A 12,941-nucleotide genomic window follows, 5' to 3' on the forward strand; every position below is an offset into this window, starting at 1 on the left:
TTCGGTTTTTAGGGATACTTTAGAAAAAATAACTACTTTTGCAACAGATTTGTTCATTTACATATTGAAAATGTTATCAAGAAAGGTGGAGAGACTAGACTCAGAGAAACCTTGGCAACCCTTCGGAAACGGAGAAGGTGCTACATTCTATTCGCTTAGGCGATGCAGATAACACAAACTTTTTTACCATTCTTCGGTAGCATTTTCAATTTTTATTTTTTTTAAAAATTGGAAAACCAGCTAAACTTTATCACTCTTTATCAGTTTAAATTACATTCAGGAAAAATTCTTGATATTAGTTTGTCGTATCAAATTTTCGGGCCTGAATTATTTTCTGCGCCGGTAATTCTCGTGAATCATGCGCTAACAGGAAATTCTAACGTTTCAGGTGAAAAAGGATGGTGGAAGGATCTTATTGGTAAAGAAAAAATTATAGATACCGACCGATTTACCGTTCTGTGTTTTAATATTCCCGGAAATAGTTATGACGGAAATATGATAGAAAATTATCAGGATTTTATCACATCAGATGTCGCCAAAATTTTTCTTGAAGGTTTAAAGTATTTAAAAATTGAAAAACTTCACACCATCATCGGAGGTTCACTGGGGGGCGGCATCGGTTGGGAAATGCTGGCAGTAAACCCCGGACTTACCGAAAACTTCATTCCTGTTGCCTGCGATTCTCAAACTTCAGACTGGCTTTTTTCGCAATGTTTGGTGCAGAAATTTCTTTTGGAGCAGCAAGAACAACCATTGCAAAAAGCACGTGCTCACGCGATGCTCTGTTACCGCACGCCGGAATCACTCAATTCCCGTTTCAAAAATGAATGTGTCATTGATAAGGAACTCCGAAAATCCGAAGACTGGCTTAATTTCCATGGAAAAAAACTGGCCGAGAGATTTAGTTTACAGGCATATAAACTGATGAATCAGTTATTAATGAGTATCCGGGCTGATCGAGACCAACTGCATCTTATTTCTGCAAATATCCATCTTGTGGTGGTAGATTCAGACTTGTTTTTCCCCGCACGAGAAATGAAGGAAACTTATCAGTTTTTAATTTCAAATAAGCCAAATGTCTTTTATCACGAGATAAATTCCATTCACGGTCATGACGCGTTCCTTATGGAATATGAACAACTTACAAACATTTTAAAAAAAGTATTTAATGAAAAATAAAACAGAGGTAAAACTCATTAAAAATAGAGCCATCATTAAGTTTGAAGGCAAAAATTTTCTGGGAGAAATCGGAATTGACGGAAGAATCTTTAAAGCCCTTACCTATGCCAGAATAAGTGTAGGCGTTATTTCGCAACAGGCGATCGAAAATGGGATTTCGGTCCTGGTGAGCGAGGCAGATGCAGAAAAAGCAGTAAACTGTTTGATTAATGAGTTTGAGCAGGAAAGAAAATCCGGAAAAGTGAGCCTTATTTACAGCATAAATAATGTCTCGGTCATTGGTTTTGTTTCTAAAGATTTCAATAAAATAATGTCTGAACTTGGTCGTAACAATATCTTTCCGTTGATTCTTAATCAGGTGGCCGCAGAAAACAGAGTAAATATTGTAGTGACTTCTTCTCAGGACGAAAAAGCGAAGAATATCATTGAAGCTGAAATCTTTGCGAGACCAAAAACTGTTCACCTCGCAATCATTGGACACGGAAATGTTGGAAGTACTTTGATAGATCAGGTTTTGGAAAGTTCCGAAGAAATCAGGAACAGAAAAAAAATCGATTTGAAGATTGTTGCTGTTGCCAATTCCAAGAAAATTGCGCTTAACCGTTCAGGATTCAGCGAAAACTGGAACGAAGAAATTCTGGTGGCAGAACGGCCGTCAAAAGTAGAAGAACTTATTGCTTTTTCTCAGCAGAATCAGCTGGAAAATCTTATTGTGGTGGATAATACCGCAAGTAAAGAGTTCGTAAAAAATTATCCGGTTCTTGCAGAAAACGGATTCGATTTGGTGTCATCCAACAAAATCTTCAATACACTACCCATTTCCGAGTACCGGAATTTCCGTCATATTCTTAACAAGAAAAACAAAAAATACCTTTACGAAACCAATGTAGGCGCAGGATTGCCGCTCATTGATACGATTAAGCTGCTGCATTTGTCCGGAGAGAACATTACCCGCATCAAAGGCGTTTTTTCAGGATCGCTGAGCTATATTTTCAACAATTTTTCCGTGCGCGACGAGAAGTTTTCAACAATTCTGAAAGAAGCGATGGAAAAGGGATTTACTGAGCCGGATCCACGCGAAGATTTATCCGGAAGTGATGTTGCCAGAAAGCTGCTTATTCTTGCGCGCGAACTGGATTTGATAAATGAATTCGGTGATATTAAAATTGAAAATCTGGTTCCGGAAAATTTAAGAAATCTCACTAAAGATGATTTTATATCGCGTTTAAGTGAACTTGATGTAGTTTTTGATGAGGTGAAAAAATCACAACAGAAAAGCCATGTGCTGAGATTTACTGGAGATCTGCACGGTGATCTGCAGAAGGAAAAAGGCGAGCTGGATGTTAAGCTTATATCCGTTCCCGTTGATTCTGCTTTGGGACAGCTCAAAGGTTCAGATTCTATTTTCGAAATCTATACCGAAAGTTATGGCGAAAATCCAATTGTCATCATGGGAGCCGGAGCTGGTGCAAAAGTCACCGCTCGAGGCGTTTTTGGTGATATTTTAAGACTTTCGGAAAATAAATAATATTTAATTCAAATACAATCATATGTCAGATAATTTTGAAACCAACGCCATCCGCATTCAGTCGCAGCGTTCTCACTTTGACGAACATTCCACGCCTTTGTATCTCACTTCAAGTTTCGTATTTGAAGATGCTGAAGATATGCGCGCAAGTTTTGCTGAAGAAAAATCCAAAAATTTATACAGCCGTTTTTCTAATCCCAATGTCAACGAGTTTACCGAAAAAATGGTGAATCTCGAAGGTGCTGAAGCGGGATATTCATTTGCTACAGGCATGGCAGCAATTTATTCCACTTTTGCAGCACTGCTGAGTTCGGGCGACCATATCGTTAGCTGCCAATCGGTTTTTGGTTCTACACATACTTTATTTACAAAATATTTTCCGAAATGGAACATCAATACAACCTACTTCAAAGCCGAAGATGCAGCAAATGTTGAACAGCTTATTCAGCCAAACACAAAGATTTTGTACCTCGAAACTCCTACAAATCCGGCGATCGAAGTTCTAGATCTTGAATTTTTCGGAAAAATTGCCGAAAAACACAATCTTATTTTTGTAGTAGATAACTGTTTTGCCACTCCTTATCTGCAGCAGCCGATAAAATTTGGTGCCCATCTGGTGGTACATTCGGCGACAAAACTGATTGACGGGCAGGGCAGGGTCTTAGGAGGCGTTACAGTCGGGAAAGGAGATCTCATCAGAGAAATTTATCTTTTCGCCAGAAATACAGGACCTGCCATGTCGCCTTTCAACGCGTGGGTTTTAAGTAAGAGCCTTGAAACGCTTGCGGTACGGGTTGAAAAACATTGCGAAAATGCTTTGAAAGTTGCTGAGTTTCTTGAAAATCACCCAAAAGTTGAATTCGTAAAATATCCCTTCCTGAAATCCCATCCCAACTACGAAACTGCCATAAAACAGATGAAAATGGGCGGTAACATCGTCGCTTTTGAAGTAAAAGGCGGCATCGAAGGCGGCAGAAATTTTCTTAACCGCATTAAGATGTGTTCCTTGTCTGCAAATCTTGGTGACACCAGAACAATTGTTACTCATCCCGCTTCCACAACGCATTCTAAACTTTCGGAGGAAGAAAGAAACGAGGTGGGAATTACCGCCGGTTTGGTGAGGTGTTCAGTTGGATTGGAAAATGTAGATGACATCATTCAAGATCTTAAACAGGCACTTGGCTAATTGCAAGGACATTTTCTCTCTTCAAAAATAAACTCGAAAAATGAAAAATTCAGATAAATTATATAAAGCTTTAAGCGAAAGAATACTTGTCCTCGACGGGGCGATGGGGACGATGCTTCAGCGCTACAAATTCAGAGAAGAAGATTACCGAGGAAAAAGATTTAAAAATTGGGAATATCCATTAAAGGGAAATAACGATTTGCTGTCTTTAACCCAGCCACAGGCGATTGAGGAAGTTCACCGAAAATATCTCGAAGCTGGCGCCGATATCATTGAAACCAATACTTTTTCTGGAACCACCATTGCCATGGCCGATTATCATATGGAAGATTTGGTTTACGAACTTAATTTTGAATCTGCTAAAATTGCCAGAAAAGTCTGTGATGAATTTTCTACAGCAAATCCTGAAAAGCCACGTTTTGTTGCAGGATCAATCGGGCCAACTAACAAAACTGCCAGTCTAAGCCCAGAGGTTAATGATCCTGGTTTTCGCGCCATTACTTTTGAAGAGTTACGGGTTGCGTACAGGCAACAAGCTGAGGCGCTTTTGGATGGTGGAGCAGATATTCTTCTGGTAGAAACTATTTTCGATACATTAAATGCCAAAGCCGCCCTTTTTGCAATCGATGAAATTCAGGAAGAACGCAAAATTGAGATTCCCACCATGGTTTCGGGTACAATTACCGATGCATCCGGCCGAACCTTGAGCGGACAAACCGCAGAGGCATTCCTGATTTCTGTTTCGCACCTTAATTTATTGAGTGTGGGATTCAACTGTGCGTTAGGTGCGCAACAGCTTACGCCTTATCTGGAGACGCTTGCAAACAATTCAGATTACTATATTTCTGCTTATCCTAATGCGGGCCTTCCTAATGCCTTCGGGCAGTATGACGAATCTCCCGAATTTATGGCATCCCAAATCCGTGAATATGCAGAAAAAGGACTTGTGAATATCATCGGTGGTTGTTGCGGAACCACGCCGCCTCACATCAAAGCAATCGCTGAGTTGGTGAAAAGTTATGAACCCCGGAGAATTAATGTTTTGAGATAAAAGTTTCCAAATCTTATTTTTTTAATTTTCAAATTCAATTTATGAAATATTTAAAACTTTCCGGTCTGGAGCCTTTAATTATAACACCAGAATCCAACTTCATTAATGTTGGCGAAAGAACCAACGTGGCCGGATCTAAAAAATTTCTCCGGCTCATTAAAGAAGAGAAGTTCAGTGAAGCGCTCGATATTGCGAGACATCAGGTAGAAGGTGGCGCACAGATTCTCGATGTTAATTTTGATGACGGACTTCTTGACGGAAAATACTGTATGGTAAAATTTCTTAACCTGATTGCTTCAGAACCAGATATTGCCCGAATTCCAATCATGATAGACTCCTCTAAATGGGAAATTCTTGAAGCCGGCTTACAGGTCGTTCAGGGCAAGTGTGTGGTGAATTCCATCAGTCTTAAAGAAGGCGAACAGGAATTTATCGATCACGCAAAAAAAATAAAGCGTTACGGCGCCGCGGTTATTGTAATGGCTTTCGATGAAGAAGGACAGGCTGATAATTACGATCGCAGAATCGAAATCTGTAAACGCAGCTATAAAATTCTTACCGAAATTGTAGGCTTTCCACCGGAAGATATCATTTTCGACCTAAATATTTTCCCCGTTGCAACCGGAATGGAGGAACACCGTAGGAATGCGCTTGATTTTATAGAAGCAACAAAATGGGTGCGCGAAAATCTACCACATGTTTCTGTAAGCGGTGGCGTCTCCAACGTGTCGTTTTCTTTCCGGGGCAACGATAATGTGCGTGAAGCCATGCATTCGGTGTTTCTATATCACGCGATTAAGGCCGGAATGAACATGGGAATCGTTAATCCATCGATGCTTGAAGTTTACGATGAAATTCCCAAAGATTTGCTCGAATTGGTAGAAGATGTAATGCTCGATCGCCGGGATGATGCTACAGAACGTCTTTTAGATTATTCTGAAAAACATAAATCAACCAAAAAAGAAACCGTTGAAGACTTGGAATGGCGTAAAAATCCTCTTCAGGAGCGAATTACGCATGCTTTAGTTAAAGGAATCGACCGGTTTATTATTGAAGATGTAGAAGAGGCCAGAACGCAAACCCAGCGACCGCTGGATGTGATTGAAGTGAATCTGATGTCCGGAATGAGCGTTGTTGGAGATCTTTTCGGAAGCGGAAAAATGTTTCTCCCGCAAGTAGTGAAATCGGCGCGTGTGATGAAAAAAGCGGTGGCATATCTGCAACCTTTCATTGAAGCGCAAAAAGACCAAACCCAGAAAGCCAACGGAAAAATCCTTATGGCTACAGTAAAAGGTGATGTTCATGACATCGGAAAAAATATTGTAAGTGTGGTTTTAGGCTGCAATAATTACGAAATCGTGGATTTGGGCGTTATGGTTCCGGCGGAAAAAATCATCCAGGCTGCCATTGATCATAAAGTGGATGTCATTGGTTTAAGCGGCCTTATTACGCCCAGTCTGGACGAAATGGTTCATGTTGCGGATGAACTTCAGCGCAAGAATTTGGACTTTCCGTTGATGATTGGCGGTGCAACCACTTCCAAAGCGCATACCGCCGTAAAGATTTTTCCTAAATATTCGCAGCCGGTTGTTCATGTGAATGATGCTTCCAGAGCGGTGGGCGTGGTCTCACAGCTTTTGGATCATAACAGAGAACAGTTTAAAGCTGATCTTAAAGCCGATTATGAAGACTTTAGAGAGAAATTCCTGAACCGGCAGGTAGAAAAAGAATATGTTCCAATTGAAGAAGCCAGAAAACAAAACTATAAAATCGATTGGGAAAATGAAATTCCTGTAAAGCCAAACACTTTAGGTATTCAAATCATCGAAAATCAGAATCTGAATGAATTGCTTGATTTCATAGACTGGACTCCTTTTTTCCGAAGCTGGGAACTTTACGGAAAATATCCGCAGATTTTAACTGATGAGGTTGTGGGCGAACATGCTACTGAACTTTTCAATGATGCTCAGAAAATCCTGAAAATGATTCTGGATAAAAAACTATTCACCGCGAAAGGCATTTTTGGAATTTTCCCCGCCAATTCAAACGAAAGCGATGATATTATTCTGCAAAATGGCCATGAGGAATTTGCATTCCGCACCCTTAGACAGCAGCACAAAAAATCTGATGGAAAAGAATATCTGGCACTCAGTGATTTTATCGCTCCAAAATCTTCCGGCATCCAGGATTACGTAGGAGCGTTCTGTGTAACCACAGGTTTCGGTACTGAAGAACTCGCTCAGAAATATTACGACCAGGGCGACGATTATACGGCGATTATTGTAAAAGCTTTAGCCGACAGACTTGCAGAAGCTTTCGCAGAATTTCTGCACCATAAAGTGCGTACCCGTATTTGGGGTTATGCTCAAAACGAAAACCTGCAGAACGAAGATTTGATTGCAGAAAAATACTCCGGAATCCGGCCTGCGCCCGGTTATCCTGCATGTCCCGATCACCTGGAAAAAATTACCATCTGGGATTTATTAAAGGTGAAAGAAAACATTGGCGTAGAACTTACAGAAAGTTTGGCCATGTTCCCAACTGCAGCAGTTTCGGGATATTATTTTGCGCATCCGAAATCCAAATATTTCGGTGTCGGCAAAATTACGGAAGATCAGTTAGCAGATTTTGCATCCAGAAAAAATATCGAAACAGAATTTGCCAGAAAATGGTTGAGTCCTAATCTTGCTTAATAAATATATTGAAGAATGAAAATTACAGATCATATAAAAAACGCAAAAGGTAATACCCTTTTTTCACTCGAAGTGGTACCGCCACAAAAAGGCATAGGTATTGAAGATCTTTACAAAAACATCGATCCGCTGATGGAATTTAAACCTCCGTTTATCGACGTTACAACTTCTCGTGAAGAATACATTTATCTCGACAAAGGAAACGGATTAATGGAACGCAAAATTACAAGAATGCGTCCCGGAACTTTAGGAATTTGCGCTGCAATACAGCATAAATACAATGTAGATACAGTGCCTCATGTTTTGTGCGGAGGTTTTTCCATGGAAGAAACCGAATATCTTTTGGTAGACTGTATGTATCTTGGAATTGAAAACGTAATGGCGCTGCGCGGTGACGCGATGAAAGGGCAGCAATATTTTGAACCTGCAGTTGGCGGTCACAGAAATGCGGTGGATTTGGTTCATCAAATCAACGATTTGGGCAGAGGTAAATATCTTCATGACGAGAAAGCCTGCGATGAAAACAATAAATTCTGCATCGGTGTCGCCGGTTATCCAGAAAAACACATTGAAGCTCCTTCCATGAACTACGACCTGAAATGGCTAAAAGAAAAAGTTGATGCAGGTGCAGATTATGTGGTGACGCAAATGTTTTTCGACAATAAAAAGTTTATTGATTTTGTGAAGCAGGCCCGTGATATGGGGATTAATGTTCCCATAATTCCGGGAATTAAACCAATCGCCACGAAAGCCCATCTGCAGATGCTTCCTAAAGTCTTTAAAATTGATTTGCCGGAAGAACTGATTTCTGCCGTAGAAAAAGCTAAAGACAACACAGCGGTAAAACAAATTGGCATTGAGTGGGCAATACAGCAGTGCAGAGAACTGATTGATTTTGGCGTTCCTGTGCTTCACTTTTATTCGATGGGGAAAAGTGATAATATTAAGAAAATTGCGCGGGAATTGTTTTAAAAGATAAAAGGTGAAAATTTATTCACCTTTTGTTTCAATCTAATCTTGTTGTTTTAATCCATCTGATTGTACTTCCGCATCAAGTTTTCATAGAAATTCTGTGGTAAAATCCATTTGAGAGGAACACCGATTTTTTGCCCGAATTTCCCGAAATAATAATGGGCTTTCCACGATTTTTTGGTCAGCAGTTTATCAATGTACTCAGCCACTTCTAAAGGCTCCGTGCCATCATCTACATGAGCATTCATGATGGAATATATTTTTTCAAAAGTCTTTTGGTAAGGTTCAGAAACTTTTGTTTTCACTCGGTTTTCCGCGATTTTTGTTTTGATATCGCCTAAATGAAGCGTACAGACAGCGATGTTCCAGGGAGAAACTTCATAACGAATCGCTTCAGTCACTTTATCCAACGCGGATTTTGAGGCGGAGTAAAACCCACGGAACGGCAATCCCATTTCACTTCCTATACTCGAGATGTTGATGATTTTGCCTGATTTCTGCTCGCGCATCGTGGGTAAAACTGCGCTCATCATTTGTACAGCGCCCACCAAATTCAGGTTAAATAACTTTAAAATGTCTTCTTTTGTCGAATCTTCCACCGCGCCCACCATGCCCATACCGGCATTGTTAATAAGGACATCAATCTTTTTTTCCGTCTTTACAATTTCTGAAACGGCATGCTGAACCTGCAGATGATCAGTAATATCGGTCGGAATCGTCTTGAAATATTGGGATTCCACATTTTTTCTGCTCAGTCCGAAAACCCGGTGGCCTTTCTTTCCGAAAAATTCAGCCAAAGCGAAACCAATTCCTGTAGAAGTTCCTGTAATAATTATGGTCATTGTTTTAGTTAGTTTTTTCAGTTATTTGAGCGAAATCCTGCCAAAAACTGGTGTAGGATTTTTCAACAACTTCCGGATTCTCGATGGTTAAATTTTTTATAAGGCAAAACGGAGCAAAACTCATGGCCATTCGGTGATCGTTGTATGTTGCTATCGAAATATTTTCATTAGGCTCGAAAAATTTTTGAGAAACAATACTGTTATCGGTAATTTCTGCAATACAGCCGATTTTGAAAAGTTCGTTTTTTAGTGCCAGAAGTCTGTCGGTTTCTTTTATTTTTAAAGTTTCCAAGCCGGTGATTTCAAACGGGATTTTCAATGCTGTTGCAGTAACACAAAGGGTTTGGGCAATGTCTGGACAATCATTCATGTTTAAAACAATTTTTTCCGGAAACTGAAAATAATGCTCCGGAAGCAGAGAAATTCTGGATTCTGCGCCTTCGGAAATGGTATTTACGCCGAAAAATTTCCAGTAAATTTCTTTAATTACCGAATCGCCCTGAAGGGAATATGGTTTAAACCATTTTAAGTTTATCGTTTTTCGCGAAATCGCTGCGAGAGAATAATAATATGAGGCAGAGCTCCAGTCGCTTTCAACAACGAACGGAATACTTTGCGATTGCTTTTCGGTGTGAATGTTGGGCTGAATTTTAATGACATTTCCTTCCCAATAATTGTTTATTCCTACCGTTCTAAGGATTTTCAGCGTCATTTCGAGGTAAGGTTTTGAGGTAACTGTACCTTCCAATTTAATTTGCAGACCGTTCTCCAGTTTTGCGCCGATGAGCATTAATGAAGTAATAAACTGGCTCGAAATATTAGCCGGAATCCGCACTGTACTTTTTATAATCTTCTTTCCCGTAATCTTCAATGGTGGGAATCCTTCGTTTTCAAGATAAGAAATTTCTGCGCCCAAATCCTGCAATGCATCGACCAGAAATTTTATCGGACGCTGTTTCATCCTCTCAGAACCGGTTAAAATTACGGTTTTGCCTTCCTGGATGGCATAATAAGAAGTAAGAAATCGCATCGCAGTGCCGGCATGATGAATGTCGATGATTTGTGAATCGCTTTGCAAAGCGGCTTGTAGAAGCTGCGTATCCTGAGAATTTGAAAGATTTTCGATAAGAATATTTTCAAAGAGCTGATGCAAAATCAACAAACGATTCGAAATGCTTTTCGAACCGCTGATTTCTATGGTTGTATTTTCTTTTAATTGCGAGTGTTCTAAAAACATTGTACGGATTAAAGATTATTTTAGTTTCTCATTATTTAGGTGCCTTTTCTGATCTCTTTCTGTTTTCAGTTTCATTTTTCTGTCGAAAGCTTCCTGAAGATTGGTTCCGGTTTGGTTGGCCAAACATAGTGTTACGAATAAAACATCAGCAAGCTCTTCACCGAGATCTTTGGTTTTGTCGCTTTCTTTTTCACTCTGTTCACCGTATCTTCTGGCGATAATTCTGGCAACTTCGCCCACTTCTTCGGTAAGCATGGCCATGTTTGTGAGTTCGTTGAAATAACGTACGCCCACGGTTTTTATCCATTCATCAACTTCCTGCTGCAGCTGGGTAATTTCCATAATTTATTGGTAAGCGCCTATAGTTGGCGGATTGGTTCTGGTAACACCCACAATATCTTTTAGGGTTGAGCCAGATACATAACTTGAGCTTCCTTTTCCTTTTGCAGGCGAATCTTCTTGCACCCTTAAATTCATTTTCTGCGTGAAATAATTTACAAATTTCGGATCCTGGTTTTTAATGGAATTAGCGGTTGCGTAAGTTGCTTTTGTACCATATTTTAGCAACGAATAGTTAAATTCTGTCGTAAAAGTCTGTCCGGAAATTGGTTTTAATTCAACCATGTTTTCAGCAGAACCATAAATAATTGAATTATTCACTTTTAAAGATAACGGACCGTTTTCCAGAGCAGTTCCGTTCTGGTATTCATTAGTAGCGTAAATCCCAAGTCCTGGAAGTGCCGAATTGAAATCCCAGTAATTCGCTAAAGTTGCGTGGGTTAGCGTATAAGTTCCGCCTTTAAATATTCCTAAAGCCGCCTCACCACAGTTGTTCATCACTAAATTTGAAGCGTTGAGGTTCGATTTTACCGCAAAAATTCCGAATTCCTGAAAGGTGTGAATGATGGTGTTGTTGATTGTTGCCTCCGTTTCATTCATTTCCAGCCCTCTTGTTCCGCCGAAAACTTTTGCATAGTTCATCGTTAACGTAGAGCCGGTTTCGAATTTAATTCCGTTCCAGTTTTTCGGGATCGTGTCGTACCTTGGGTCGTTTCTGTCGCCACGGAAAATAACGTCCTGATTCAATTCGCCAAAAACATTGAGTTTTGCATTTTTAGAAATATTCAAACCACTGTTTTTATGGAAATAAATCTTGGTTCCCTTCTGTATATCTAAGGTTTTGCCTTCTTCCAGTGTTAAATCTCCAAAGATTATTTTGGCTTTTTCGTTCGTCCAGTTTGTATTGTTGCTTAAAATGTTCGGATTGGTATCGGTCTGGATAAAAAATTCAGCATCCTGAACTACGGAAAACAGTGTTACATGCTGGCTTCCTGCCGGAGTTTGAAACTGTATACGTTCTTCGGCAATCGCTTCCGGTGCGTTGGCAACCGGCGCAATTTCTACAAAAATATAAAGACTGTCTTTCTTTCTTAAAGGAATGTTGGTAAAATCGGTCCCGGCTTTGCCATCAACATTGATTCTATAGAGAGAAGACGAACCGTTTTGCAGAGAGATTTTAGGAATCATCACATCTTTATCTTCGTCGTTGTAGATTTTAACGGCATAAGTTTCGGATCTTACCTGGTTGTAAACAGTATCCAGAAAAACGGTGTCCGCAGAAAAACGCAGGAGTTCCGACGGCGCATCAAAGCTGATTTCGTCTCTGTTGCAGGAAACTGCTGTTAAAAGACACCAAAATGATAAAGCCAATATGAGTTTTAATTTGTTCATTGAAGAGGTTGAATAGATATAAGTTTCAAATTTAATTAAAATAGTCGAACGGAAAAATTTTAAAATTATCATATTGAGTGTTTGTACATTAAAAAATTAATTGTACTTTTGCGGTCTAAAAAATTAGCAGAGGAATATCCATTACTACTTCTGAAGCAAAACTTTAATTTATTAAAATTTTTATTATGAAAAACGGAATCCACCCGGAAAACTATAGACTTGTTGTTTTCAAAGATATGAGTAACGACGAGATGTTTCTTTGCAAATCTACTGCAGATACCAAAGATACTATTGAATATGAAGGAGAAACTTATCCATTGGTAAAAATGGAGATCTCTTCAACTTCTCACCCTTTTTACACTGGTAAAGTGAAATTGGTTGACACTGCTGGTAGAGTTGACAAATTCATGAGCAAATATAAAAAATTCGCAAAATAATTATTGCGGACTAAGAAAATATTAAAGTCTTTCAGGTTTCTGAAAGACTTTTTTTATTGTAATTTTGAAAATATAGAAATTTAAG

11 protein-coding genes and 1 riboswitch are annotated in these 12,941 nt (G+C 39.5%); of the genes, 7 read left to right on the forward strand and 4 right to left on the reverse strand.

Going from position 1 to position 12,941, the window contains the following annotated elements; translation table 11 throughout:
* Positions 1-70 precede the first annotated feature (70 nt).
* A riboswitch (SAM riboswitch) is annotated at positions 71-175 on the forward strand.
* Between the two features lie 53 nt (positions 176-228).
* From OK344_RS11400 to metF, 6 genes are read left to right on the forward strand one after another with little or no spacing between them, the layout of a single operon-like run.
* Positions 229-1,179 (forward strand): alpha/beta fold hydrolase, encoded by a 951-nt coding sequence (locus tag OK344_RS11400; protein ID WP_265144897.1) that lies wholly within the window; start codon positions 229-231, stop codon positions 1,177-1,179.
* Complete coding sequence (locus tag OK344_RS11405) at positions 1,169-2,707, forward strand: ACT domain-containing protein (RefSeq protein ID WP_265144898.1); 1,539 nt, start codon at positions 1,169-1,171, stop codon at positions 2,705-2,707. The genes OK344_RS11400 and OK344_RS11405 overlap by 11 nt, the downstream gene beginning before the upstream one ends.
* Before the next feature lie 22 nt (positions 2,708-2,729).
* The gene (locus OK344_RS11410) at positions 2,730-3,893 is read left to right on the forward strand and encodes a trans-sulfuration enzyme family protein (protein WP_265144899.1); all 1,164 of its coding nucleotides are present in this window, start codon (positions 2,730-2,732) and stop codon (positions 3,891-3,893) included.
* A gap of 40 nt (positions 3,894-3,933) precedes the next feature.
* Entirely contained in the window at positions 3,934-4,944 is a 1,011-nt protein-coding gene (locus OK344_RS11415; protein ID WP_265144900.1) for a homocysteine S-methyltransferase family protein, read from the forward strand.
* A gap of 41 nt (positions 4,945-4,985) precedes the next feature.
* The gene (gene metH / locus OK344_RS11420) at positions 4,986-7,637 is read left to right on the forward strand and encodes a methionine synthase (RefSeq protein WP_265144901.1); all 2,652 of its coding nucleotides are present in this window, start codon (positions 4,986-4,988) and stop codon (positions 7,635-7,637) included.
* Positions 7,638-7,652: 15 nt separating this feature from the next.
* A complete protein-coding gene (metF, locus tag OK344_RS11425; protein WP_265144902.1) occupies positions 7,653-8,609 on the forward strand; it encodes a methylenetetrahydrofolate reductase [NAD(P)H] in 957 nt (318 codons plus the stop codon).
* Positions 8,610-8,662: 53 nt separating this feature from the next.
* Here metF and OK344_RS11430 read toward each other — a convergent pair whose 3' ends face one another.
* Genes OK344_RS11430 through OK344_RS11445 form a run of 4 tightly spaced genes read right to left on the reverse strand, consistent with a single transcriptional unit; the run spans position 8,663 to position 12,419 of the window.
* Positions 8,663-9,451 carry an SDR family oxidoreductase gene (locus OK344_RS11430; protein ID WP_265144903.1) on the reverse strand — a complete coding sequence of 263 codons (789 nt, stop codon included), beginning with the start codon at positions 9,449-9,451 and terminating at the stop codon, positions 8,663-8,665.
* Between the two features lie 4 nt (positions 9,452-9,455).
* The gene (locus OK344_RS11435) at positions 9,456-10,688 is read right to left on the reverse strand and encodes a 3-phosphoshikimate 1-carboxyvinyltransferase (RefSeq protein ID WP_265144904.1); all 1,233 of its coding nucleotides are present in this window, start codon (positions 10,686-10,688) and stop codon (positions 9,456-9,458) included.
* Between the two features lie 15 nt (positions 10,689-10,703).
* A complete protein-coding gene (locus tag OK344_RS11440; protein WP_265144905.1) occupies positions 10,704-11,030 on the reverse strand; it encodes a nucleotide pyrophosphohydrolase in 327 nt (108 codons plus the stop codon).
* 3 nt (positions 11,031-11,033) lie between these two features.
* Positions 11,034-12,419, reverse strand: a complete 1,386-nt coding sequence (locus tag OK344_RS11445) for a hypothetical protein (RefSeq protein WP_265144906.1) — start codon at positions 12,417-12,419, stop codon at positions 11,034-11,036.
* Between the two features lie 185 nt (positions 12,420-12,604).
* Between OK344_RS11445 and OK344_RS11450 the strand changes: the two genes are divergently transcribed.
* Entirely contained in the window at positions 12,605-12,856 is a 252-nt protein-coding gene (locus OK344_RS11450) for a type B 50S ribosomal protein L31 (protein ID WP_088469614.1), read from the forward strand.
* Positions 12,857-12,941: the final 85 nt, after the last annotated feature.

The sequence above is a fragment of the Kaistella yananensis genome (genome assembly GCF_026107505.2).
Taxonomy (GTDB): domain Bacteria; phylum Bacteroidota; class Bacteroidia; order Flavobacteriales; family Weeksellaceae; genus Kaistella; species Kaistella yananensis.